Source organism: Dactylosporangium sp. CS-047395 (genome assembly GCF_050942185.1).
Taxonomy (GTDB): Bacteria; Actinomycetota; Actinomycetes; order Mycobacteriales; family Micromonosporaceae; genus Dactylosporangium.
The window spans coordinates 1,706,213-1,729,577 of the sequence record NZ_CP192015.1 but is presented as its reverse complement, the minus strand read 5'-3'; the positions used below and the strand labels follow the sequence as shown (position 1 = coordinate 1,729,577).

At 72.1% G+C, this 23,365-nt stretch carries 22 protein-coding genes; 3 read left to right on the top strand and 19 right to left on the bottom strand.

From position 1 onward, the window contains the following. Positions 1-86 precede the first annotated feature (86 nt). Both ACQP00_RS07995 and ACQP00_RS07990 read right to left on the bottom strand, forming a co-directional pair. A complete protein-coding gene (locus ACQP00_RS07995) occupies positions 87-923 on the bottom strand; it encodes a hypothetical protein (RefSeq protein WP_433216539.1) in 837 nt (278 codons plus the stop codon). Between the two features lie 31 nt (positions 924-954). After that, entirely contained in the window at positions 955-2,718 is a 1,764-nt protein-coding gene (locus ACQP00_RS07990) for a substrate-binding domain-containing protein (protein WP_433216536.1), read from the bottom strand. A gap of 234 nt (positions 2,719-2,952) precedes the next feature. Here ACQP00_RS07990 and ACQP00_RS07985 point away from each other — a divergent pair, with 234 nt between their 5' ends. Next, a complete protein-coding gene (locus ACQP00_RS07985; RefSeq protein WP_433216533.1) occupies positions 2,953-3,963 on the top strand; it encodes a LacI family DNA-binding transcriptional regulator in 1,011 nt (336 codons plus the stop codon). Then, entirely contained in the window at positions 3,960-5,258 is a 1,299-nt protein-coding gene (locus ACQP00_RS07980; RefSeq protein ID WP_433216530.1) for an MFS transporter, read from the top strand. Before ACQP00_RS07985 ends, ACQP00_RS07980 begins: the two co-directional genes overlap by 4 nt. Here ACQP00_RS07980 and ACQP00_RS07975 read toward each other — a convergent pair. From ACQP00_RS07975 to ACQP00_RS07905, 15 genes are all read right to left on the bottom strand, one after another. Continuing rightward, positions 5,177-5,659 carry a helix-turn-helix domain-containing protein gene (locus ACQP00_RS07975; RefSeq protein ID WP_433216527.1) on the bottom strand — a complete coding sequence of 161 codons (483 nt, stop codon included), beginning with the start codon at positions 5,657-5,659 and terminating at the stop codon, positions 5,177-5,179. The genes ACQP00_RS07980 and ACQP00_RS07975 overlap by 82 nt on opposite strands. Before the next feature lie 95 nt (positions 5,660-5,754). Continuing rightward, on the bottom strand, positions 5,755-6,252 hold the full coding sequence (locus ACQP00_RS07970; protein ID WP_433216524.1) for a CinA family protein: 498 nt from the start codon (positions 6,250-6,252) through the stop codon (positions 5,755-5,757). 118 nt (positions 6,253-6,370) lie between these two features. Further along, positions 6,371-7,021 carry a CDP-diacylglycerol--glycerol-3-phosphate 3-phosphatidyltransferase gene (gene pgsA, locus ACQP00_RS07965; RefSeq protein WP_433216522.1) on the bottom strand — a complete coding sequence of 217 codons (651 nt, stop codon included), beginning with the start codon at positions 7,019-7,021 and terminating at the stop codon, positions 6,371-6,373. After that, the gene (gene rimO / locus ACQP00_RS07960) at positions 7,018-8,457 is read right to left on the bottom strand and encodes a 30S ribosomal protein S12 methylthiotransferase RimO (protein ID WP_433216519.1); all 1,440 of its coding nucleotides are present in this window, start codon (positions 8,455-8,457) and stop codon (positions 7,018-7,020) included. The genes pgsA and rimO overlap by 4 nt, the downstream gene beginning before the upstream one ends. 50 nt (positions 8,458-8,507) lie before the next feature. After that, positions 8,508-8,951, bottom strand: coding sequence for a DUF3291 domain-containing protein (locus ACQP00_RS07955; protein ID WP_433216516.1), 444 nt, complete (start codon positions 8,949-8,951; stop codon positions 8,508-8,510). 9 nt (positions 8,952-8,960) lie between these two features. Further along, a complete protein-coding gene (locus tag ACQP00_RS07950) occupies positions 8,961-9,605 on the bottom strand; it encodes a helix-turn-helix transcriptional regulator (RefSeq protein ID WP_433216513.1) in 645 nt (214 codons plus the stop codon). Positions 9,606-9,625: 20 nt separating this feature from the next. Next, positions 9,626-10,546, bottom strand: coding sequence for an AEC family transporter (locus ACQP00_RS07945; protein ID WP_433216510.1), 921 nt, complete (start codon positions 10,544-10,546; stop codon positions 9,626-9,628). A 9-nt stretch (positions 10,547-10,555) separates the two neighbouring features. After that, positions 10,556-13,207, bottom strand: a complete 2,652-nt coding sequence (locus ACQP00_RS07940) for a DNA translocase FtsK 4TM domain-containing protein (RefSeq protein WP_433216507.1) — start codon at positions 13,205-13,207, stop codon at positions 10,556-10,558. A gap of 21 nt (positions 13,208-13,228) precedes the next feature. Then, the gene (locus ACQP00_RS07935) at positions 13,229-13,600 is read right to left on the bottom strand and encodes a DUF2784 domain-containing protein (protein ID WP_433216504.1); all 372 of its coding nucleotides are present in this window, start codon (positions 13,598-13,600) and stop codon (positions 13,229-13,231) included. A 1-nt stretch (position 13,601) separates the two neighbouring features. Next, entirely contained in the window at positions 13,602-15,290 is a 1,689-nt protein-coding gene (locus ACQP00_RS07930) for a ribonuclease J (RefSeq protein WP_433216501.1), read from the bottom strand. After that, positions 15,287-16,240: a 4-hydroxy-tetrahydrodipicolinate synthase gene (dapA, locus tag ACQP00_RS07925; protein WP_433216498.1), complete on the bottom strand. Its 954-nt coding sequence runs from the start codon at positions 16,238-16,240 to the stop codon at positions 15,287-15,289. Before dapA ends, ACQP00_RS07930 begins: the two co-directional genes overlap by 4 nt. A gap of 36 nt (positions 16,241-16,276) precedes the next feature. Next, the gene (thyX, locus tag ACQP00_RS07920; RefSeq protein WP_433216495.1) at positions 16,277-17,014 is read right to left on the bottom strand and encodes an FAD-dependent thymidylate synthase; all 738 of its coding nucleotides are present in this window, start codon (positions 17,012-17,014) and stop codon (positions 16,277-16,279) included. Between the two features lie 24 nt (positions 17,015-17,038). Further along, positions 17,039-17,554, bottom strand: coding sequence for a DUF2752 domain-containing protein (locus ACQP00_RS07915; protein ID WP_433216492.1), 516 nt, complete (start codon positions 17,552-17,554; stop codon positions 17,039-17,041). A gap of 199 nt (positions 17,555-17,753) precedes the next feature. Continuing rightward, positions 17,754-18,992: a winged helix-turn-helix domain-containing protein gene (locus tag ACQP00_RS07910; RefSeq protein ID WP_433216489.1), complete on the bottom strand. Its 1,239-nt coding sequence runs from the start codon at positions 18,990-18,992 to the stop codon at positions 17,754-17,756. Between the two features lie 75 nt (positions 18,993-19,067). Next, a complete protein-coding gene (locus ACQP00_RS07905; RefSeq protein ID WP_433223764.1) occupies positions 19,068-20,363 on the bottom strand; it encodes a glycosyltransferase 87 family protein in 1,296 nt (431 codons plus the stop codon). Between the two features lie 246 nt (positions 20,364-20,609). Between ACQP00_RS07905 and ACQP00_RS07900 the strand changes: the two genes are divergently transcribed. Next, positions 20,610-21,221 carry an N-acetyltransferase family protein gene (locus ACQP00_RS07900; RefSeq protein WP_433216486.1) on the top strand — a complete coding sequence of 204 codons (612 nt, stop codon included), beginning with the start codon at positions 20,610-20,612 and terminating at the stop codon, positions 21,219-21,221. A gap of 48 nt (positions 21,222-21,269) precedes the next feature. On the opposite strand, the gene dapB is transcribed toward ACQP00_RS07900, so the two are convergent. Then, entirely contained in the window at positions 21,270-21,968 is a 699-nt protein-coding gene (gene dapB, locus ACQP00_RS07895; protein WP_433223762.1) for a 4-hydroxy-tetrahydrodipicolinate reductase, read from the bottom strand. 76 nt (positions 21,969-22,044) lie between these two features. Further along, positions 22,045-23,364 carry a M16 family metallopeptidase gene (locus ACQP00_RS07890; RefSeq protein WP_433216483.1) on the bottom strand — a complete coding sequence of 440 codons (1,320 nt, stop codon included), beginning with the start codon at positions 23,362-23,364 and terminating at the stop codon, positions 22,045-22,047. Between the last annotated feature and the right edge of the window lies 1 nt (position 23,365).

Sequence of the window (23,365 nt, the reverse complement as noted above, 5' to 3'; positions counted from 1 at the left end):
GTGTCAGGCCGACGCTAGAGCGTCACGCCCGGTTGGAGGCCAACCGGGCGAAAATCCCCGCCAAACCCGTACATTGCGGACACAAGTCAGGGGGATCTCAAGGGCTGAGGGCCCGGGACATCCCCGCCACCGAGCGCCGAGCGACTCAGCCGCTCAGCCTCGGCCAGGCCCGCGCGCAGGCCCTCGAGATCGTTGGTGAGCTCCGCCACCTTGGACGCGGTCAGCGGCGCGCCGCCGACCGTGGTCGCGTGCAGCGCGACCAGCTCCGCCATCCGCGCGACCAGGCCCTCCAGGCCCAGCACGGCGGACTGCATCCGGGCGAGCAGCATCTCGCGGGCCTCGCGCAGCCGCTGGCCGACGTCCAGCTGGTCCGCGACCGCGCGGCGGGCCCGCTCGCGCTCGTCGCGCAGCGGCCCGGGTGCGAGGCCGGAGAGGCTCCGCTGGATCTGGTTGTACTCCTGCCGCAGCCCCTGCGTGTTGATCCGCGACGCGGTCTGCTCGATCAGCGTCACCTGCCCGGCGAAGCGGGCCAGGTCGCCCAGCGCGCCGGCGGCCGAGTCGTCGACCTCGGAGACCTGGCCCTGCAGGATCGGGTCGCCGGTGCCGTCGGTCTGGCGGCGCAGCGTGCGCACCGCCGCCTCGGCCCGGCGCAGGAACCGCTCGGCGTCGCTCCCGCGCGGCGGCGTGGGCAGGTTCGGCGGCGGCGCGGCGTCGATCGCCCGGGAGGAGCCGCCGCCGCGATCGGTGAGCGCGCCGAGGCCGACCCGGATGCCGTACACCGCGCCGGCGACCGCGAGGCCGACCGGCACGCCGACGAGCAAGCCGGCCGGGGCGAGCGCGGCCGCGACCGCGCCGCCCATCCCGCCCAGCACGCCGGCCGCGACGAGGCCCCACGGCTCGGTCAGCTGCTCCTTGACGCCCACGACGGTAAGTGTGCCCCCTTCAATGCGGGAATCAGAAGTTGCTGAGCACGTTGACGAGCACGTTGTTGATCGTCGTGGGATCGCCGGCGTCGTACGCGGCCGCGCGCGAGGCCGAGGAGATCTTCTGCAGCACGCCGAGGTCGGCCTGGCCACCGTAGGCGATCGTGAACACGCGGACCGGGATCTCCTTGTCCGACGTGTCGACGTCGCGCACGAGCGCGTCGAGGTCGCTGTCCTTGGGGTACTCGTTCTTGCCGTCCGTGAGCACCACCACGGCGTTGATCCGGCTGGGGTCACTGAGCTCGGCCATCTTGCGCTGCGCGGCGCGCGTCGTGGCGTACAGGGCCGTGCCGCCCTCGGCGCTCAGCGAGTTGATCACCTGTTCGAGCTTCGCCTTGTTGCCCGCCAGCGCCGCCACCGGGACCTGTTCGGTGTACGGCGTGCTGGCCCCCGCGACCTCGGTTGAGAACGTCCACAGCCCGACCTCGTCGTCCGGGGCGAGCAGCGTCAGCGACTGCAGCGCGGCCTGCTTGGCCAGTTGCATGCGGGTCTGGCCGTTGCCCGCGTCGTTGTTCATCGACCCCGACACGTCGAGCACGAGCAGCACCTTGGCCCGCTTGCGCTGCGCGTCCCACGTCGTCAGCGCCTTCTCCAGCACCTGGGGTGAGGGCGGGTCGATCACGGTGTACTTGGCGTCCGGCAGCAGCCCGTTGTCCTTCGTGGCGCCCGCGCCGACCTTGCCCTCGTACGTGCGGAAGGCCAGCTCGGTGAAGCGCTTCTGCTGCGCGCCGTCGCGCACGTAGGCCAGGAAGTCGGCGGCGGCCGCCTTCTGCTCGTCGGAGGCGTTGCTCAGCACCACGTACGGGTGGTCGCTGACCAGCGTCCCCTCCTTGGGGTAGATCGCCACCAGCGGTACTCGCGGCTTGGTGCCCTTGCCGGCCAGCGCCGGGTCGCCGGTCGGGTTGCCGGTGTTGTAGTCGTAGACCGACTTCTCCTCGACCGCGACCGCGCTGACGTAGCTGAGCCCGCGCCCGCCCTGGTCGGCGGCGAGCTGGTTGGACAGGAACGTCAGCGTCGTGTCGCCGTAGTGCACGACGCTGGACTCGACCGACTTGACGTACTGCAGCACCTTCGGGTCGGCGAGGTCCTTGTCCACGAGGTCGGTCGAGCGCCCGGTGGCCGCGAAGTACGCGCCCACGGTCGCGTTCAGGCCCGACGTGGAGAAGTGCGGGTTGGTCTTGCCGAGCCGGAACTTCCCCCACTCCGGGTGACCCTTGGAGCCCCAGCCGTTCGGATCGTTGATCAGCCCGAAGACGTCGCCCCAGCCGATCGGCTTGTCCGGCCACCCGAGCGCTTCGGCCATCGGTTTGGGCATCGCCAGTACCAGCGGAGACTGCGCGATCATCGGAAGCTTGCCGTCCGGGACCAGGCCCCCCTTGTCCCCGCTGGCCAGGCGCTGCTTGAGCAGCGAGACCCACGACGACGCGGCCGGCGTCCAGACGGTCGGCTGCGGGCCGTCCTTCTTGGCGTCCCACCCGGCCGCGAGCGCGTCGAGGGCGGCGCCGGAGGCCTTGGTCTGCACCACCGGGTCGGCGCACTTGCCGTCGAAGCGCCGGTCGGACCTGATGTAGGCCTTGGCGAACTCCGTCATCAGCGCGGCCTTCTCGCTGGACGCGGTGACGTTGAGGGTGACGCAGCCCTCGCGGCGCGGGGTGTCGGCCTGCGTGTCGCCGTCGTCGCCGCCCCGGTTGGCCAGGACGAAGTAGACGCCGCAGATCGCGAGCACGCCGATCACCGCCGCGATGATGATCGGTAAGGGGTTCCGCCGCCGGTTGGGTGCCGGGTAGCTCACGGTTCGTTCGCCTCCGCGCTGGGTCCTGCGCCCCCGCACGGGCGCGGCACCAGTGTGTCAGGTGGCGTCGAACGACCTGGCCGGACGGTGCGCGAAACGTTTCGCGCTGAGCCCTTGCCACTGAATCCAATCCGCTCTAACGTGAGGAGAAACGTTTTGAGATGAAGGTGTACGGCGGTGACCTCCTACAAGGACATCCAGCGGCTGACCGGCCTGTCGCTGTCGACGATCTCGAAGTACTACAACGGCCGCACCGTGCTCGAGGAGAACCGCCGCGCGATCGAGGAGGCGGCCGAGCGCCTCGGCTTCCGGCCCAACGACGTCGCGCGGAACCTGCGCTCCGGCCGGTCACGCACGGTCGGCGTGCTGCTGCCCGCGCTGACCAACAACTTCCACCTGACGATCATCGGCGGCGTGGAGCGCGCGCTGCACGAGGCGGGCCTGAGCGTCCTGGTCGCGGCCAGCCCGTCGGCCGAGTCCGGCGCGGTCGACCTCCTGCTCGGCCGGATGGTGGACGGGATCATCACGGTGCCGCCGGCGCACGACGTCGCGGCGCTGGCCCGGGCGGCCGGGACGGTGCCGGTCGTCCAGGTCGACTGGCAGGCCGAGGGCCTCGTGAGCGACGGCGTCTTCCTGGACAACCGCGGCGCGGGCGCGACGGCGGCCCGGCTGCTGCTGGACCACGGCCATCGCCGCGTCGGCGTGCTGGCCGGCGACCCGTCCGTCTCCACGCTGCGCGACCGCGCGGCGGGGTTCCACGCGGAGCTGCTGACCAGCGGGATCGAGCGGGACGCCGCGCTCGCCCCGGCGGGCGGATACGCCGTCGCCGACGGCCACGCCGCGATGCGGGCCGTGCTGGCCGCCCGGCCGCGGCCGACCGCGATGTTCTGCGCGACGTACGAGCTCACCCTCGGCGCCCTCATCGCGCTCAACGAGTCGGGGGTGCGGCTCGGGCGCGACCTGTCCCTGATCGGCTTCGACTGCCGCGACCTCGCGCTGGCCACGCTCCCCCGGCTGACCTACATCGAGCAGCCGACGCCGGAGATCGCCACGCGCGCCGCCGAGCTGATCCTGGCCCGGCTGGATGCCGGGGGTCCGGACTCCGGGGGCGCAGCGCCCGCGCCCGTCCACGCCGCCGTGGACCCCGTCTTCGTGGCCGGCTCGTCGGTGCTGCGGGTGGACGAATGAGCTCCGGCAAGGCCCTCGCCGCGCTGGCTCTGGGCGCGTTCGGCATCGGGATCGCCGAGATGGCGGTGACGGGCCTGCTCGGGCGCATCGCCGACGGCTACGGTACGACCGCGGCGAGCCTCGGCACGGCCATCTCGCTCTACGCGCTCGGCGTGGCCGTCGGCGCCCCGCTGATCACCATCCTCGGCGCGCGGATGCCCCGCCGGCGCCTGCTGCTGATCACCGTCGCCCTGTTCATCGCCGGGAACGCCGCGGCCGCGCTGGCGCCCGGCGAGTCCACGTTCCGGCTGGCGCGCGTCGTCGCGGGGCTGCCGCACGGCGCGTACCTGGCCCTGGCCACGGCGACGGCGGCCGCCCTGGTCGAGCGGGACCGGCGCGGCCGCGCGATCGCCCGGGTCGGCCTGGGGCAGACGATCGCGAGCATCGCCGGCGTGCCCGTGGCGATCCTGATCGGGCAGGCGGTGAGCTGGCGGGTCGCGCTGGCCCTCGCCGTCGTGGTCTTCGCGGCGGCCTTCGTCGCGATCCTCCGCTACGTGCCGGCCCGCTCGGCCGCGGACGATCCCGGCGGCGCCATCGGGACAGTGCTGCGCGCGCCGGGACTCTGGGCCGGCTTCGTCGTCGCGGCGAGCGGGTTCGCCGGGGTGTACTGCATGCTGAGTTTCATCGCGCCGATCACCACCGACGCCGCGGGGCTGCCGGCCGCCCTCACGCCGCTGGTGCTCATGGTCTTCGGGGTAGGCATGACGGTGGGCGCCGTGCTCGGCGGGCGGCTCGCCGACTGGGACGTGGCGCGAACCGTGCCGCTGGCCGGTCTCGTCGGCTGCCTGGTGCTCGCCGGCTTCGGCAGCACCGTGACGGCGGCGTGGGCGCCGTTCGCCGGGGCGTTCGGGATGGGCCTCGTGCTCCAGCTGCTGCTGCCGTCGCTGCAGCTGCGCGTGATGGACGCCGCGCCGGGCGCTCCGGCGGTGGCGGCGGCGATGAACCAGGCGGCGGTCAACCTCGCCAACGTGATCGGGACGTCGGTGGGCGGGGCGGTGACCGCGGCCGGGCTGAGCTACACGGCGAACGGCTACGCGGGCGCGTGCATCGCCGCGATCGGCGTCGTGCTGGCCGTCATGCTCCGACCGGCGCGCCGCACTCCAGCCGCCGTTTCAGACGGCATCGCGGGCCGCGGTGCAGACGGCTTCACGGGTGGCGTAGCGGGTGGCTTTGCTCAGGCGACGAGCACGACGTCGCGGTCGCGCTCGACTGTGCCGCGCGTAGCGCGCAGCGTGGTCCGCAGCGGCCCGTCGTGATGCACCGCGACCGAGAGCTTCGCGTCGACCGGCAGCTTCGAGCGGGGCGCGCCCCGCACAAGAGCGCTCGCGGCCGGCACCGGCTCCGCGGCGGGCGCGGCGGCCTCACCGGAACCGGAGTCCGGCGTGGGCTCAGGCGCGCCGACCGGCACGAGCACCGGCGGCAGGTCTTCGGCCAGGGCCAGCGTGTCGCTCACGTCGCGCAGCACCTCGGACAGCGCCGCGCCCAAGGCCTCGCAGATCGCGGCCAGCAGCTCGCTGGACGCTTCCTTCTGCCCGCGCTCGATCTCCGACAGGTAGCCGAGGCTCACGTTCGCCGCGGTCGACACCTCGCGGAGGGTCCGATGCTGGGCCTGCCGTCGCGCTCGCAGCGCGTCACCGATCACCCGACGAAGCAGCACGGTGGCACCCCCTTCGACGCAGCTGGCAGGGCCGCGGAAAAACTGGTACTCGTCACGGTACCTGGTGAGAAGCCGATCGACACCCTGCCCCGCCGTTATGAGACGGCGAGGGTCTCGGCCAGCAACCCGAGGGCGGCCGCGACGGCACCGGTCCGGATGGCCGCCCGATCCCCCTCCAGGGTGAGTTCGCGCACCTCGACGCGGTCCGGTGTGCCCGGTCCGGGCGGCGGCCCGACGACGGCCACGTAGACCCGGCCGACCGGCTGACCAGCCTGCGGGTCCGGTCCGGCGACCCCGGTCGTGGCCGCCGCCCAGTCCGCGCCGCACCGCTCCCGGGCCCCGGCCGCCAGCGCCGCGGCCACCGCCGGGTCGACGGGACCGTGCGAGGACAGCAGCGGCGGCGGGACGCCGAGGAGCTTCGCTTTCAATTCTGTTGCGTACGCCACGATCCCGCCGCGAAACACCCGGCTCGCCCCCGGCACCTCGACGAAGGCCGCGGCGAGCAGCCCGCCGGTCAGTGACTCGGCCACGGCCAGGGTCTCGCCCCGCGCCTTGAGGGCCGCCAGAATCGCTTCCGCCCGATCGGTTCCCACCCGAGCCCTCCCTAGGGCAACTCACATCGCGCAAAACCCGGCATATACGAAAAATCCGATATGTCGCGGCGCGCCAGCGCCCGACATATCGGACTCACAACCGCCCCGGCAAAGCTCTTCAAGCGACCGGCTCATCCGCCTGCGGCGCCACAGCCGGCGCCGCACCGGGACCCGGCAGCACCCCGCCCCCGGCCGCCCGCGCGGCCAGCGACTCGCGCCGGATCCGGATCGCCCGCAGCACGTAGTCGGCCCCGGTCACCACGGTCACGACGACAGCGGCCGCCATCAGCCACGGCCCGATCTGCGCGAGACCGTGCGGGAGCGGCGTGAGGTACCACCCGATGGCCAGGATCTGCAGCGCCGTCTTCACCTTCCCGCCCCGGCTGGCCGGGATGACCCCGTGCCGGATGACCCAGAAGCGCAGCGCGGTCACGCCCCACTCGCGGATCAGGATGACCGCCGTCACCCACCAGGGCAGCTCGTCGTAGAACGACAGCAGCACGAGCGCCGCGCCGGTCAGCGCCTTGTCGGCGATCGGGTCGGCGACCTTGCCGAAGGCGGTGACGAGGTCGAGGGCCCGCGCGAGCCAGCCGTCGACGTAGTCGGTGGCCGAGGCCACGATGAAGGTCAGGCCCGCCGCGAGCTGCCAACCGTCGTTGCTCATCCCGCTGGCGACCGCGCACAGCACGAAGACGGGCACGAGCACGATGCGGACGACCGTGAGGACGTTCGCCGGGTTGACCAGCGGCGGGGACTTGACCTGGTTCACGGCGCCGCCGGGCTGATGAGCTCGATGGGGGCGGCGACCAGGTCGACGCCGATGCTCTCGGTGACCTTGGCGCGCACGAGGTCGCCGGGGCGCAGCGACGCCGGATCGAGGTTCCCGCCGCCCACGAGCGTCGTGGAGCCGTCGACCTCGGGCGCCTGGTGTGCACCGCGGCCCTCGACGTCCACGCCGTCCTGGTCGCGCTCGACGGTGTCGACGAGCACCTCCACGATCGAGCCGACCCGGTCGCCGGCCCGCTGCGCGCAGAGTTCCTCGGCGAGGGCGCTCATCCAGTCGTACCGCTTCTTGACCGTCCCGGCCGGCACCTTGTCGGGCAGGCCGGCGGCCTCGGTGCCGTCCTCGTCGCTGTAGTCGAACACGCCGATCGCGTCGAGCCGCGCCTCGGTGAGGAAGCGGGCGAGCTCGTCGACGTCCTCGCGGGTCTCGCCGGGGAAGCCGACGATCACGTTGCTGCGGGCGCCGGCGTCGGGGTCGAGCTTGCGGGCCGCCTTGAGCAGGTCCAGGAACCGCTCGGTGGAGCCGAAACGGCGCATCCGGCGCAGGACGGGCTCGCTGGAGTGCTGGAAGGACAGGTCGAAGTAGGGCGCGACGCCCGGCGTGGTCGCGATCGCCTCGATCAGCCCGGGCCGGGTCTCGGCCGGCTGCAGATAGGAGACGCGCACCCGCACGATGCCGGCGGTCGCGGCCAGCTGGGGCAGCAGCTTCTCCAGCAGGCGGGGGTCGCCGAGGTCCTTGCCGTAGGACGTCGAGTTCTCGCTGACCAGGACCAGCTCGCGCACGCCGTTCTGGCCCAGCCACTCGGCCTCGGCCAGAATCTCGTCCGGCGTGCGGGAGACGAACGCGCCGCGGAAGGCCGGGATGGCGCAGAACGCGCAGCGCCGGTCGCAGCCGCTGGCCAGCTTGAGCGGCGCGACCGGGCCCTTGTCCAGCCGGTGGCGCATGACCCCGCGCAGGTGGGCCGGCAGGTGCCCGGGCGTGACGACGGCCGCCTCGCGGCGGGCGACCGGGGTGAGCGGCAGGAGGGTGCGCCGGTCGCGCGGGGTGTGCGACGGGATGGTTTCCCCGGCCAGGATGGCGTCGAGCCGCGCGGCCATGTCTGGATAGTGGTCGAAGCCCAGCACCGCGTCGGCCTCGGGCAGCTCGCCGGCCAGCTGCTCGCCGTAGCGCTCGGCGAGGCAGCCGGTGGCGACGACCTTGGCCCCGGTGTCGGACGCGGCCAGCAGGGTGTCGATCGAGTCCTGCTTGGCCTTGGCGACGAAGCCGCAGGTGTTGACGAGCACGACGTCCGCGTCGGTGCCGTCGGTGGTCACCGACCACCCGCCGTCGGCCAGTCGCGCGGCGAGCTCCTCGGAGTCCACCTCGTTGCGGGCACAGCCCAGGGTGAGCAGGGCTACGCGGCGGTCAGCGTTGGTGGACATGCTGTCGAGCGTACCGACCGGGACTGACATTTTGCGGAGCGGATCCGTCCTCAGGGAGCCGGGAAGGTGTCCCGGAAGGTGAAGGCCTTCTCGCTCGGCCCGGCCGCGCGCAGCAGGTCGAGCCGCTCCCGCGCCTCGGTGAGGGTGGGCCGGTGCCCGTCCGGCACCCACCACATGACCAGGTGCGGCTCGCCGAGTGGCACGAACCACTCCCGCCGGCGTCGCAGCACGTCGAGGTGGCCACTACGGAAGGTGTACTCCCGAAGCGCCTCCAACGACCGCCAGACCGACATGTTCACCATCAGGTCGCCGCCGAACGGGCGCAGCGAGGTGGCGTCGGCGCCGCTGTCGTCCACGAGCCGCCACACGAAGCCCGGCCACGCGTCGGCGAGGGCATTGATCCGGTCGAGCTCGGCGTAGAAGTCGGCCATCCGCGGGTCGTCGCGCGGCCCCACCGGCACACCGACGTTGAGCTGAGCGAGTTGAGGCGTCATGGCGGCAGTCTAAGACAAACCTTCATTGTTTTTAGTACCCGTTGTGTCTCGATCCACCACCACGCAGCACCCGTCCGGCCCCGGATCGATCCGTACGCCGCGCTCGCCCAGCGCCCCCTGCAGCAGCGCGAGGTTCGCCCCGCACACCACCCCCGGGTGCGTCCGCGCGACGGCGTCGAACGGGCAGTTGCGCAGCCGCCAGACCGTCCCGTCGGCGAACGGCTCGTAGCCCATCCCGCGCAGCGTCGCCTCGATGTCGCTGCTCGCGAGCCGCTCCCCCGTCCGGCGCGCGGCCGCGTAGAGCGCCGGCTCCACCCCGGCCTCGGACACCGCCTCCGCGAAGACCTCGGCCAGCACGCGGTACCCCCGCGGCGGCAGGCTGACGGCGTGCTCGGTCGCGCTGCGGCGGTACACCTTGGCGGGCCGGCCGGCCCCGGGCCCGCTGCGCCCGCCGAGCCGCGCGAAGGCCACGTCGAGGAGCCCGGCCTCGACCAGCTTGTCCAGGTGATGCGCGGCGAGGTTGCGCCCGATCGCGAGCGCCTCGGCGACCTGGTCCCGGCTGACCGCCTCGCGCGCGGACGCGACGAACTCGTACACCGCCCGCCGCCGCGCGTCGCCCAGCGCCGCGACCGCCCCGATCCCCTCGTCCGCCACGCGCTCAACTATCCCAGCAGCTACCCCAGCAGCGCCGCGACCACCGTCAGCGTCGCCATGGACAGCCCGGTCGACGCCACGATCACGTCCCGGGCGAAGGTGCCGTCGACGCCGTACGCGCGCCCGTAGACGAACGTGTTCTGGGCGGTCGGCAGCGCCGAGCACAGCACCGCGGCCAGTAGCGCGGGCCCGGTCACCCCGAACACGAAGCGCGCCAGCACCAGGCACAGCAGGGGTTGCAGGAGCGATTTCAGCAGTACTGCCAGTGTCACCTCGACCGGCCGCCGCGCCTCGCCCTCGCCGTCGCGCCGCGGCACCAGCGAGAGCCCCAGCGCGACGAGCGCCGAGGGCACGGCGGCGTCCCCGAGCAGCGCCACGGCATCGCCCAGCAGCCGCGGCAGGTGTACGTGCACTGCCCCGAGCACCACGCCCGCCAGACAGGCGAGCATGACCGGGCTGCGCAGCGGCACCGTCAGCAGCCGTCGCCACCGCCCGGCCGCGTGGTCGCTCTGCGCGACGTCGAGCGTCCCGAGGATGATCGGCGTCAGGATGCTCGTCTGGATCAGCAGCACCACGGCGATGAAGCTCGCGTCGCCCAGCACCTGCACCATGACCGGAATGCCGAGATTGCCGGCGTTGACGTACCCGGACGCCATCGCCGCGATCGTCTGCTCGGCCAGCGACCGCCGGAACACCCACCGCGCGGCACAGAAGCCGACCGCCCCCACGGCGAGCGTGGCCAATGCGAATGCCGCCACCGCCTTCCCGGCGGTCCCCCCGATCGGCTGCCGGGTCAGGGTGTTGAGCAGCGCCGCGGGCATCGCCACGTAGAACACGAACCGCCCGAGCACATCGACGGCGGCCGCCCCGAGCACCCCGCTGCGCCCCGCCACGAACCCGACGGCCGTGAGCGCCCAGATAGGAACGAACGCGGCGAGCACGCCCAGACGCTAGTCGTCGTCCCCGTCGGCCTTGAGGCCCCCCAGCACCTCGCCCAGCGAGTCGGGCTTGATGAGCACGTCGCGGGCCTTGGAGCCCTCGGACGGGCCGACGATGCCGCGCGACTCCATGAGGTCCATGAGCCGGCCGGCCTTGGCGAAGCCGACCCGCAGCTTGCGCTGCAGCATGCTCGTCGAGCCGAACTGGCTGGTTACGACCAGTTCGATGGCCTGCACGAGCAGCTCGAGGTCGTCGCCGATCTCCTCGTCGATCTTCTTCTTGCCCTCGTCGCGCTTCTGGGTCACGCCCTCGCGGAACTCGGGCTCGCGCTGGTCCTTGCAGAACTTGACGACGTCGTTGATCTCGGTCTCGCTGACCCAGGCGCCCTGGATGCGGACCGGCTTCGAGGCGCCCATCGGCAGGAACAGGGCGTCGCCGCGGCCGATGAGCTTCTCGGCGCCGGGCTGGTCGAGGATGACCCGGGAGTCGGCGAGGCTGGACGTGGCGAAGGCCAGCCGGGACGGCACGTTGGCCTTGATCAGGCCGGTGACGACGTCGACACTGGGGCGCTGGGTGGCGAGCACCAGGTGGATGCCGGCCGCGCGGGCCAGCTGGGTGATCCGCACGACCGAGTCCTCGACGTCGCGCGGCGCGACCATCATCAGGTCGGCGAGCTCGTCGACGATCACCAGCAGGTAGGGGTAGGGCCGGATCTGCCGTTCGCTGCCCGGCGGCGCGGTGATCTGCCCGGCGCGCACCTTGCGGTTGTAGTCGTCGATGTGGCGGACCCCGGCGGCGGCGAGGTCGTCGTAGCGCATGTCCATCTCGCCGACGACCCAGTCCAGGGCGTCGGCCGCCTTCTTGGGGTTGGTCACGATCGGCGTGACCAGGTGCGGGATGCCCTCGTAACTGGTCAGCTCGACCCGCTTGGGGTCGACCAGCAGCAGCCGGACCTCCTCCGGGGTGGCCCGGGTCAGCAGGGACACGAGCAGGCTGTTGAGGCAGCTGGACTTGCCCGCGCCGGTCGCGCCGGCGATGAGGATGTGCGGCATCTTGGCCAGGTTGGCCACGACGTAGCCGCCCTCGATGTCCTTGCCCAGCGCCACCATCAGCGGGTGGTGGTCGGACGTGGCCACCCGCGAGCGCAGCACGTCGCCGAGGGCCACGTTCTCCCGGTCGGAGTTGGGGATCTCGACGCCGACCGCGCTCTTGCCGGGGATCGGGCTCTGGATGCGCACGTCGGCCGACTTCACCGCGTACGCGATGTTCTTGGACAGCGCCGTGATCCGCTCGACCTTCACGCCGTGGCCGATCTCGACCTCGTAGCGGGTCACCGTCGGGCCCCGGGTGAAGCCGGTGACCAGCGCGTCCACGCCGAACTGCTCGAAGACGCCCTGCAGCGCGTTGGTGACCTCGTCGTTGGCCCGGGTCCGCCCGCGCGGCGCGTCGCCGGTGCCCAGCAGGGTCGGCGGCGGCAGCTTGTAGTCGGCGTCGGTGAGCGCGAGCTGCTCGGCCCGGGTGGGCATCGGCGAGTGCTCCGGCGGCTCCTTCTCGGGCGCCGCCTTGGGCTCCTTCTTCTTGCGCCCGGCCGGCATCCGCTGCAGGACCACGGTGTCGTGGACGAGCTCCGGGTCGAGGTCGGGCGCGGCCGCGTCGAACTCGTCGGGGTCCAGGCCCAGCGGGTGCGGCAGCGGCTCGGGCTCGTCGCCCGCGCGGGCGGCCTGGCGGCGACGGGCCGGTGCGCGGCGCGCGGGGCGCTCCTCCGGCTCGTCGTAGAGCTCCTCGTATTCGTCCTCGTCGACCAGCGTCGGGTCCTCGACCCGCCCGAGGGCGAGATCGCGCAGCTGGCGCCACCGGTGCGGCAGCCGGCTGATCGGGGTCGACGTCACGACCAGAAGACCAAAAGCCGACAGCAACAGCAGCAGCGGTACCGCGACCCAGGACGTGACCGCCATCTCCAGCAGGCCGCCGCCGCCCCGCCCGAGCAGGCCCCCGGCCCGGTCCATCCGCGCGGGCAGCGTCGGGCCGCCCGCGGCCAGGTGCATCAGGCCGGTGCCGCCGATGAACAGCGCGCCCCAGCCGACCAGCCCGCGCCCGCGGTGCTCGTCGGGGTCGTCGTTCGAGCGCATGATCCTGATCCCGCCGATCAGGAGGAGCACGGGCAGTACCGCGGAGGCAGCCCCGATGAACGTGTGGCAGATGCTCGCCAGCCAACGCCCGACCGGTCCGGCCGCCTGGAACCACAGGGCCGCGGTGAGCAGGACGGCCGCCCCGATCATGGCCAGCCCGGCCCCGTCGCGGCGGTGCTCCGGATCGAGGTCGCGGGCGGTCGCCGCCTGCCGGCCGATGGCGCGGGCGCCCCAGCCGACGCTGTGCGCGAGGCCCATCCAGACCGCGATCATGCCCCGGCCGAACAGGCCCAGCGGCGTGGCGACCATGGCCCCGGTGCGGCGCCGGCGGACCGCGGTCGCGGCGCGCGTGGTGCCGCGCGCGGGCGTGGCCCGGGTGGGAGCGGCCCGGCCGCGGGTGGTCTTGGTCGGCGTGGCCGCCTTCGCGGGCGAGCGGGGGTTCGCTCGCTTCTGCGGGGTAGCACGCGTGTTCGAACCGCCGCGCGCGTTGGCCGTGCCTCCGCCGCGGCCGGCCTGGGAGGTGCGGCCCGCCATGTGTCACACCGTATCGGGCGGCTACGACATTGTTCTCTCGGCACGCCGGTGGCGCAGCTTCGCGAGCGCGACGGCGTAGGAGAAGACCACCACGACACCCACGAGGACCTGCGCGAGGTGGGTGTAGCGCTCGGGGTAGATCACGTTCTCGATGTACGAGTCGATGAAGCCGCGCTCCCCGACCGCCTGCCCGGCCCGGCGCCGCGCCCAGTGCTCGGCCACGGTGAGCGGGCAGGTCAGCGGGATCGTGACGACGGCGAGGCCCCACGCGGCGGCGGCCAGGTGCGGCCAGAAGGCCCTGGGCCACCGCCAGACGAGGAACCCGCCGACGACCACGTACGCGATGAACACGAAGTGCAGCGCCAGGAACGTCGTCGCCAGCGCCGCGTACACGTCAGACCTCGACCACCGTCGGCACGATCATCGGGCGGCGCCGGTAGGCCTCGTTGACCCACCGCCCGACGGTGCGCCGGACGATCTGCTGCAGCTGGTGCGGGTCGGTGATGCCGTCCGCCGCGGCCCTGTTGAGCGCGTCGGTGACCAGCGGCAGGACGGCGTTGAACACGGCCGGGTCGTCGGAGAAGCCCTTGGCCGAGACGGTCGGGCCGGCCACCACCTTGCCGGTGACGGAGTCGATCACGACCGTGGCCGCGATGAACCCGCCGTCGCCCAGGATGCGCCGCTCGGTCAGCAGCGACTCGCCGACGTCACCGATGGCCAGGCCGTCGACGTAGACGTACCGCGAGCGGATGTGGCCCACCAGGCGCGCCTCGCCGCCGACGAGATCGACCACGTCGCCGTCCTCGCACAGCACGACGCGCTCGTCGGGCACGCCGGCCTCCCGCGCCAGTTGCGCGTGGGCGCGCAGGTGCCGCCACTCGCCGTGCACCGGCATGAAGTTGCGCGGCTTGACCACGTTCAGCAGGTACAGCAGCTCGCCCGCGGGTGCGTGCCCGGAGACGTGCACCTTGGCCACGTCCTTGTGCACGACCGTCGCGCCCGCGCGGGAGAGCTGGTTGATCACCCGGTACACCGCGGTCTCGTTGCCCGGCACCAGCGACGACGCGAGCACGATGGTGTCGCCCTCGCCGATCACGATGTGCCGGTGGTCGCCGTTGGCCATCCGCCCGAGCGCGCTCATCGGCTCGCCCTGCGACCCGGTCGACATGAGCACGACCCGCTCGGCGGGCAGGCTCATCGCCTCGTCGATCGCGACCACCAGGCCGTGCGGGATGCGCAACAGGCCCAGGTCGCGCGCGATGCCCATGTTGCGCACCATCGAGCGGCCGATGAGCGCCACCTTGCGCCCGTGCGCGTGCGCGGCGTCGAAGACCTGCTGCACGCGGTGCACGTGGGAGGCGAACGACGCGACGATGATGCGCCCGGTCGCGCGGCCGAAGATCCGCTCCAGCACCGGCCCGATCTCGCGCTCGGGGGTGACGAAGCCGGGGATCTCGGCGTTGGTCGAGTCCGACAGCAGCAGGTCGACGCCGTCGGCCCCGAGCCGTGCGAACCCGGCCAGGTCGGTGATCCGCCCGTCGAGGGGCAGCTGGTCCATCTTGAAGTCGCCGGTGTGCAGCAGCGTGCCGGCGCTCGTGGTCACCGCGACCGCCAGGGCGTCCGGGATCGAGTGGTTGACCGCGAAGAACTCGCACGAGAACGGCCCGAGCCGCTCGGTCTGGCCCTCCCGCACGGTCAGCGAGTAGGGCTCGATGCGCCGCTCGGCCAGCTTGGCCTCGACCAGGGCGAGCGTGAACTTGGAGCCGACCAGCGGGATGTCCGGCTTGTGGGCCAGTAGGTACGGCACCGCGCCGATGTGGTCCTCGTGCCCGTGCGTGAGCACGATCGCCTGAACCTGGTCCAGACGGTCGAGGATCGAGGAGAAGTCGGGCAGGATGAGGTCCACGCCCGGCTGCTCCACATCGGGGAACAACACACCGCAGTCGATGACAAGCAGCTTGCCGTCGAACTCCAGCAGCGTCATGTTGCGGCCGATCGCGCCCAGCCCGCCCAGCGGGGTCACCCGCAGGGTGTCGGGCCCCGGAGGGGGCGGCGGATCGAGCTCGACGTGCGCCACCGTCATAGGGCCACTCCGAGTTCGTTGTGGTGCGCCATCTGGTCGGCGGTACCGATCGTGCGGCCCGCTTCCGCGCAATCCTCCCGCAGCCGCCCGAGTTCCGCCGCGTTCGCCCCCACCAGCGGCGGGCGAACCGGGCCGGCGGGCAGGCCCAGCAGCGTCAGGGCGGCCTTGGTCAGGATGACACCCTGGGTGCGGAAGAATCCGCAGAACGCCGGGAGCAGCTGCAGGTGCAGCTCGCGGGCCCGGGTCACGTCGCCCGCCTCGTACGCGGTGATCATCGCCTTGGTCTGCGGCCCGAAGACGTGGGTGGGCACGCCGACGACGCCGACCGCCCCCACGGAGACCAGCGGCAGGGTCAGCTTGTCCTCGCCCGAGTAGTACGCGAGGCCGGTACGCTTGATCACCCAGGCGGTCTCGCCGAGATCGCCCTTGGCGTCCTTCACGGCGACGATGCGCTCGTGCTCGGCGAGCCGGCACAGGGTCTCGGTCTCGATCGCCACGCCGGAGCGGCCCGGGATGTCGTACAGCATGACCGGCAGCCCCGACGCGTCGGCGACGGTCCGGAAGTGCTGGATCAGGCCGGCCTGGGGCGGCTTGTTGTAATACGGCGTGACGACGAGCAGCCCGTCGGCGCCGGCCTTCTCGGCGGCCCGGGTCAGCTCGACCGAGTGCGCGGTGTCGTTGGTGCCGACGCCGGCGATCACGGTCGCCCGGTCGCCGACCGCCTCCACGACCGCCCGGAGCACCCGTTCCTTCTCCGCGTCGGTGGTGGTCGCCGACTCGCCGGTGGTGCCGTTGACCACCAGGCCGTCGTGCTCCTGCTCGTCGACCAGGTAGGTGGCGAGCCGGGCGGCGCCGTCGGCGTCGAGCGATCCGTCAGGCCCGAACGGCGTGACCATCGCGCTGAGCAGCCGGCCGAACGGCCGGCCGGGGACGGAACCGGTGCGTGTCATACGCACAACCTAGCGGACGCCTGTGCCGAGCATTCTTCAAGATTCCCAGGTGTACTGCGGGGACGCCACCTCGGTCCCGTCCGAAAGTTCGGTGATGGCGAAATCGCCGAAGACACTCGGGGCGATCCGCTGCAATTCGCGCAGGCAGGCGACGGCCACCTCGCGGATCTCCACGTCCGCGCCCTCGCTGGCCCGCATGGTCACGAAGTGCCGCCAGGCGCGGTAGTTGCCGGTGACGACGATCCGCGTCTCGGCCGCGTTGGGCAGCACGGCGCGGGCGGCCTGGCGGGCCTGCTTGCGCCGCGAGGTCTTGTTCTCCACGTCCGAGAACTTGGCCTCGAGCCCCTCGAGCAGCTCGTTGTAGGCCCGCAGCGCCGCCTCGCTCGCCTCGACGAACGTCTTGTGCAGCGCCGGGTCCTCGGCGATCACGGCCGGCTCGACCATGACCTGCTCACGGCCGGGCACGTAACGCTGGGAGAGCTGCGAGTAGGAGAAGTGCCGGTGCCGGACCAGCTCGTGGGTGAACGAGCGCGACACGCCGGTCATGTAGAACGTCACGGTGCCGTGCTCGAGGACGCTCAGGTGGCCGACCTCGAGGATGTGCCGCAGGTATCCCGCGTTGGTCGCGGTGGCCGGGTTGGGCTTGCTCCACGACTGGTAGCAGGCGCGGCCGGCGAACTCCGCGAGCGCCTCGCCCCCGTCCGCATCCGTCTCCCACGCCACGTCGGCGGGAGGTTCGAAGTGCGTCCAGGCGATGGCTTTGACGGAGAGCATTCGCCGAGCTTACAAGGCTGTAGGTCAGACGAAGAAATAGGTGAACGGCGCCCAGGGCAGGTTTCGCAGGATGGAGAACGCGAGCCACGCGACCAGGAACCCGATCAGGGCGCCGTTGGAGATCCGCAGCATGGGCAGCTTGAACGGCAGGTTCAGCCGGTTCACGGTCCAGGCCACGTACAGGTAGGCCAGGAACGGCGCCGCGAACACCAGCGGGGCGTGGTGGTGGGCGGCGGCCGGGATGTCGCCGTGCAGCAGGTACCAGGCCGCGCGGGTGCCGCCGCAGCCCGGGCAGTCGAACCCGGTCAGCAGCTTGACCAGGCACGTCGGCGGGTCGCTGGCGCCGGCCGTGGTGGGCTTCATGAGCAGCGTGTACGCCACGCCACCCGAGATCAGTGCGCCCACACCAGCGGGACCGGCCCAGGCCGGCAGCCGCTCGATCAGCCGCTGGAAGCGCCCCTTCGGCGGCTGGTAGGCGTACTGGTACACCGGCGGCAGGTTCACGCTTTCCGGCGTGACAGGCGCGCCCAGGTGGGGCACGTCAGGGAGCACTCCTTCGAGTGACCCGGGCGCAGGGGCCGGCATGGGCGACGTCACGATCCCAAGCTACACCGCGCTCGAAAGGTCTCTCGAGCACCGTTGGATACCGTGCGATGTCCTGAAGAGCGGTGGGGGAGCTTCGCTCCACCCACACCCCCTCAAAACCGCACCTAATCCGACCAGCAGCAGAGGCAGCACGTCACTTTGCAACAGTGCCCAACTCCTTCGCCAGCGGTTCGGCGAAGTCGCCGCGCTGGGGCAGGTCCACCTCCTCGAGTCCCAGCCAGCCCGCGAACCGGTGCAATTCGGTCGCGAGCGCCTCGGCCACCTCCGGCGGGGACGGTGCGCCGCGGCCCTGCAGTGGCTCGACCCACGCGGCCGGGATCTGCAGGACGCCGGCCTTGCGGTCCGCCTTGAGGTCGACGCGGGCCACCAGGCGGTCGCCGAGCAGGAACGGCAGGACGTAGTAGCCGTACAGCCGCTGGGCCGGCGGCACGTAGATCTCGATGCGGTAGTTGAACCCGAACAGCCGCTCGACCCGGGCGCGCTCCCACATCAGCGGGTCGAACGGGCTCACCAGGGCGGCCGCCGTGATCCGGCGCGGGGTGCGGGCCTCGGCGTGCAGGTAGGCCCGGGGCGCCCAGCCCTCGACCTCGACCGGCAGCAGCTCGCCGGCCTCGACCAGCTCGGCGATGGCCTGGCGGGCGCCGGCCAGCGGGAGCCGGAAGTAGTCGCGCAGCTCCGGCTCGGCGGCCACGCCTAGCCCGCGGGCGGCGACCCGGACCAGCTCGCGGTAGGCGTCCTCGTCGCTCGGGGTGGGCGCGTCGACGACCTCGGGCGGCAGGATGCGGTCCGGCACGTCGTAGACCCGGGCGAAGGCGGAGTTGCGCCGGGCCACGCTCACCTCGCCGGTGTAGAACAGCCACTCGATCGCGGTCTTGGTGTCCGACCAGTTCCAGCCCCAGTGGTCCTTGCGCCGCGGCTGGACCAGGTCACCCTCCACCTCGGCCGCGCTGATCGGGCCCTTGGCGCGGATCTCCTCCAGCACCCAGCGGACCAGGTCGGGCTGCTCGCGGGCGATGCGGACCATCCGGCCCCACGCGGCCCCCGAGCGCATCCGCCATCGCAGGAAAGGCTGCAGCCGTACCGGTACGAGCGACGCCTCGTGCGCCCAGTATTCGAACAACTCGCGCGGCCGCCGGTAGGCGAGGCGGTCGAGCAGGGCCGGGTCGTAGGGGCCGAGGCGGCTGTAGGCGGGCAGGTAGTGGGCGCGCTGGACGATGTTGACCGAGTCGATCTGGAGCAGGCCGGTCCGCTCCAGCACCCGGCGCAGGTGCCGGCGCTCGGGCGTGCCCCCGGGCGCCCGGTCGGCGAAGCCCGACGCGGCGAGGGCGATCCGGCGGGCCTGGGTCTGGCTCAGCATCTCGGTCATCGTCAAGGAGGCTAACCCCCGGGTACGACTAAAAACGCCCGGCGACCGCGAGGGCCGCCGGGCGTCTACGAACCGGTGGTGTCAGGCGCCGACGAGCGGGCGCCGGGGCTGCTCCTGGGCGTGAAAGGCCTCGGTGACCTTCCGGTCGATCTCGACCAGGTCGGGGTCGGGGACGTCCTCGACGCTGGGGTCCGGCACCTCCCCCGGCTCGCCCTCGAGCGGCCGGCTCGCGCCGGTGTCGGCCGGTTCCCGGATCGGCAGGCCGAACAGCAGCCCGATCATCAGCAGGATGTACGCGTTGCTGCCGATCAGCCCGAGCCCGTCGAACTTGGCGTGGAAGGCCCACGGGGTGCGGCTGCACAGCAGGGCGAAGGAGAACCCGAAGGCGATCGCGAGGTTGCGCCGGCGCCGCGGGTCGATCGAGCGGTCGGTCGCGTAGTCGAACAGCACGATGATCGCCGGGACGGTCCACACCAGGTGGTGGATCCAGGTGATCGGGCTGACCATGCAGCCCACCAGGCCGGTCAGGGCCAGGCCGGCGACCTCGTCGCGGTGCCGGATGGCCCGGCGCGAGCGCCAGTACCAGACGGCGAGCGTGATCAGCACCAGCAGCAGCCACAGCGGCTTCATCGGGTCGGGGTTGAAGATCCGCCCGACGAGGCCGGTGAGCGCCTGGTTGGAGACGAAGGTGGGCGAGCCGACCCGGTCGGTGTTCCACACCGCGTCGGTCCAGAACACCCGGGAGGCGTCCGGCGCGAACGTCGCGGCGAGCCAGGTCGCGGCGGTGGCGGTCGCGGCCGAGACGGCGGCGGCGCGCCAGCGGCGGGTGATCAGCAGGTAGATGATGAAGACGCCGGGGGTGAGCTTGATCGCGGTGGCCAGGCCGATGCCGAGGCCGCCGAGCTTGTGCCCGTTGCGGATCAGCAGCATCACGTCGGCGACGATCAGGAACACCAGCAGGATGTTGACCTGCCCGAAGTTCACCGTCTCGCGGATCGGCTCGAAGGCGGCGGCGAGCGCCATGGCGATGCCCATCGCGTACCAGTACGACCAGCCCTGGCGCTTGATGATCGGCCCGAGCAGCCAGGTGAGGATCGCGAGCATGCACAGGATGTTCATCGTGACGCTGATGACGATCGCGACGTTCCAGCTGATCAGCGACATCGGCGTCATGAGCGCGGCGGCGAACGGCGGATAGGTGAAGCCGTAGGGCGTGCCGGGCGTCAGGTAGTCGTAGATGTCCCCGCCGCGGTTGACCCAGTAGTCCATCGCGCCGTAGTAGACCTTGAGGTCGAAGAAGCCGTTGTGCGCGGCCGCCACCAGCAGGAAGGCCCACACGACGGCCCAGACGGCCAGCACGACGAGCGTCTTGCGCATGCCGGGCCGCAGCTTGGGCCGGACGGTGCTCGTTTCGGCGACCCGTCCTCGCTCCGCCACCTGATCTGCCCTCCCGGTCATCGCTGTCTCCGCTGTGCCATCAACGTCCAGACTGTCATCAGAGCCTCGGGGTCGTGCCTCAGAGTTCCCTCACAGGGGACTCAACGGTCCCGCTGGTCGAACTGTGACGTGCGGGCGCTACCCCGCCGAGTTGTGCTTGACACAAAATCCGTAGGCTGCTGCATCATGACGCTCGGGTTCGTCCGTCCGGCGCGGCTCGACGACGTCGTCGAGATCGCGCGTATCCAACTCACGACGTGGCGCGTCGCCTATCGGCGACTGCTGCCCAAACACATCCTCGACCGGCTGGACGAGGATTGGATTACCCGCAGGTGGCGAGACGCAATCGCGGAGCCGCCGAGTGCGGCCCACCGGGTGCTGGTGGCGGTCGAACAGGTCGATTCGCCCGGCTCGCAACCAGAGTCAGCATACGTCGTGGGCTTTGCCGCGTCAGGTCCGGCAGACGACACCGCGCTGGCCCCGGACGAAGATCACACCGCCCTTGACAAGGCATTTGCCTCCGCCGCGGCCATCACGGACGTGCTGGTCGAGCCCCGGTGGGGCCGTCGCGGCCACGGCTCCCGATTGCTGGCGGCAAGCGTGGATTTGTGGCGTTCTGACGGATTCACGACAGCACTTGCATGGACGTTCAAGGACGACGGTGTTACACGTCGATTTCTGGAGAGCACCGGGTGGGCGCCGGACGGGGCCGGGCGATCGCTGGACGTCGATGACATGCTGATCCCGCAGGTGCGGTGGCACGTGTCACTCGATCAGGATGCCGTTACCGGGGCGTGATGCGGTTGCCGCCCAACGGTGCCCTGACTTGTCCAGATCGTGGGACTTTCAGCCCAGCAGTTCGCCGAGGCCCACGGTGAGGCCGGGGCGGGCGATGACGGAGCGCACCGCCAGCAGTACACCCGGCATGAAGGAAACCCGGTCGTAGGAGTCGTGCCGCAGGGTGAGGGTCTCCCCCGCCGTGCCGAAGAGCACCTCCTGGTGCGCGACCAGGCCGGTGGCCCGCAGCGCGTGCACCCGGATGCCCTCGACGTCGCTGCCGCGGGCGCCGGCCATCTCCTCCTTGGTGGCGTCCGGGACCGCGCCCAGACCTGCCTCCGCGCGCGCCTCGGCGATGATCTGGGCGGTCCGCAGTGCGGTACCACTGGGGGCGTCGATCTTCTTCGGGTGGTGCATCTCGACGATTTCCACCGACTCGAAGTGCCGGGCCGCCCGGGCCGCGAACTCCATCAGCAGGACCGCGCCGATGGCGAAGTTGGGGGCGATCACGATGCCGAGGCCGGGCTTCGCGGCGAGCCGGTCCTGGACCAGCTCGATCCGCTCGGTGGTGAAGCCGGAGGTGCCGACGACGACGTTCACGCCGTGCTCCAGGCACCAGTCGATGTTGCCGAGCACCGCGTCGGGGGTGGTGAAGTCCACCACCACCTGGGCCGTCGCCAGCGCCTCGAGGCTCTCGCCCTCGTCGACGGTGGCGACCAGCTCCAGGTCGTCCGCGCCGCTCACGGCCTTGCACACCTCGGTGCCCATGCGGCCGCGCGCACCCAGCACACCGACCCGGATCGTCTCGCTCACCGGTTCAACCTAGCGGGTCGGCTCCGGGCTCTCAGTGCAGGGCTTCGGAGAACGCGCCCTCGTCGAAGTCACCGATCACGGCGAGCGACATCGGCCGGGCCAGGAGCTCCTCGGTGACCTTGCGGACCTGCTCCGGGGTGACCTCGTCGACCCGGCGCAGGATGTCGTCGACCGACAGCAGGTCGTCGTAGAGCAGCTCGCCCTTGCCCAACCGGCTCATCCGCGACCCGGTGTCCTCCAGGCCGAGCACGACCGCGCCCTTGAGCATCCCCTTGCCCCGCTCGATCTCGGCGTCGGTGAGGCCGTCGGACGCCACGCGGGCCAGCTCCTCGCGGGTGATGGCGAGGACTTCCTCGACCTTGCCCGGCGCGCACCCGGCATAGACACCGAAGAGCCCGGCATCGCTGTACTGCGAGGTGAACGAGTACACCGAGTACGCCAGTCCGCGCTGCTCGCGGATCTGCTGGAACAACCGGCTGGACATGCCGCCGCCGAGCACGTTGTTCAGCGCGCCGAGGGCGAAGCGGTCGTCGTGCTGGCGCGGGTACCCGGTGCAGCCGAGCACCAGGTGCGCCTGCTCGGTGTCCTTGTTGCGCACCACGACCTGCCCGGAGCGGGTGGGCACCCGGGTGGTGCGGGCGCGGCGCGGGGCGGGCACCGCCGGGTCGCCCCAGCCGGCCCGCTCGAACGCGGCGCGCACGGCCCGGACGACCTTGTTGTGGTCGAGGTTGCCGGCGGCCGCGATGACCATGGCCTCCGGGCGGTACCGGCGGCGGTAGAAGCCGTCGATCTGCTTGCGGGTCAGCGCCGAGATGCTCGGCACCGTGCCCGAGATCTGCCGGCCGAGCGGGTGGTTGCCGTAGACGGCCTCGGTGAAGACGTCATGGACCTCGTCACCGGGCTCGTCGTCGTGCATGGCGATCTCCTCGAGGATCACGCCACGCTCGGTCTCCACGTCCGCCTCGGTCAGCACCGAGTCGGTGACCAGGTCACAGACGACGTCGATGGCCAGCGGCAGGTCCGCGTCGAGCACCCGCGCGTAGTAGCACGTGTACTCCTTGGCGGTGAACGCGTTGGTCTCCCCGCCGACCGCCTCGATCTGCGCGGAGATGTCCAGCGCGCTGCGCCGCTTGGTGCCCTTGAAGAGCAGGTGCTCGAGGAAGTGCGAGACGCCCGACAGTGCGGGCGTCTCGTCCCGTGAGCCGATGCCGACCCAGACCCCGAACGAGACGCTCCGCATCGCGGGAATCGCCTCGGTCAGGATCCGGAGCCCGTTGGGCAGCACGGTGCGGCGCACCGTGCCACCCAGCGGGTCGTCGGACAGCGTCTGGGTCTGTGCTCGGCTCGCCATG

Coding starts and splice junctions, on each gene's coding strand:
- ACQP00_RS07980 (WP_433216530.1), top strand. CDS start 3,960: ATGAGCTCCGGCAAGGCCCTCGCCGCGCTGGCTCTGGGCGCGTTCGGC.
- rimO (WP_433216519.1), bottom strand. CDS start 8,457: ATGTCCACCAACGCTGACCGCCGCGTAGCCCTGCTCACCCTGGGCTGT.
- ACQP00_RS07955 (WP_433216516.1), bottom strand. CDS start 8,951: ATGACGCCTCAACTCGCTCAGCTCAACGTCGGTGTGCCGGTGGGGCCG.
- ACQP00_RS07940 (WP_433216507.1), bottom strand. CDS start 13,207: ATGGCGGGCCGCACCTCCCAGGCCGGCCGCGGCGGAGGCACGGCCAAC.
- ACQP00_RS07930 (WP_433216501.1), bottom strand. CDS start 15,290: ATGACGGTGGCGCACGTCGAGCTCGATCCGCCGCCCCCTCCGGGGCCC.
- dapA (WP_433216498.1), bottom strand. CDS start 16,240: ATGACACGCACCGGTTCCGTCCCCGGCCGGCCGTTCGGCCGGCTGCTC.
- thyX (WP_433216495.1), bottom strand. CDS start 17,014: ATGCTCTCCGTCAAAGCCATCGCCTGGACGCACTTCGAACCTCCCGCC.
- ACQP00_RS07905 (WP_433223764.1), bottom strand. CDS start 20,363: ATGCGCAAGACGCTCGTCGTGCTGGCCGTCTGGGCCGTCGTGTGGGCC.
- ACQP00_RS07900 (WP_433216486.1), top strand. CDS start 20,610: ATGACGCTCGGGTTCGTCCGTCCGGCGCGGCTCGACGACGTCGTCGAG.
- dapB (WP_433223762.1), bottom strand. CDS start 21,968: ATGGGCACCGAGGTGTGCAAGGCCGTGAGCGGCGCGGACGACCTGGAG.
- ACQP00_RS07890 (WP_433216483.1), bottom strand. CDS start 23,364: ATGGCGAGCCGAGCACAGACCCAGACGCTGTCCGACGACCCGCTGGGT.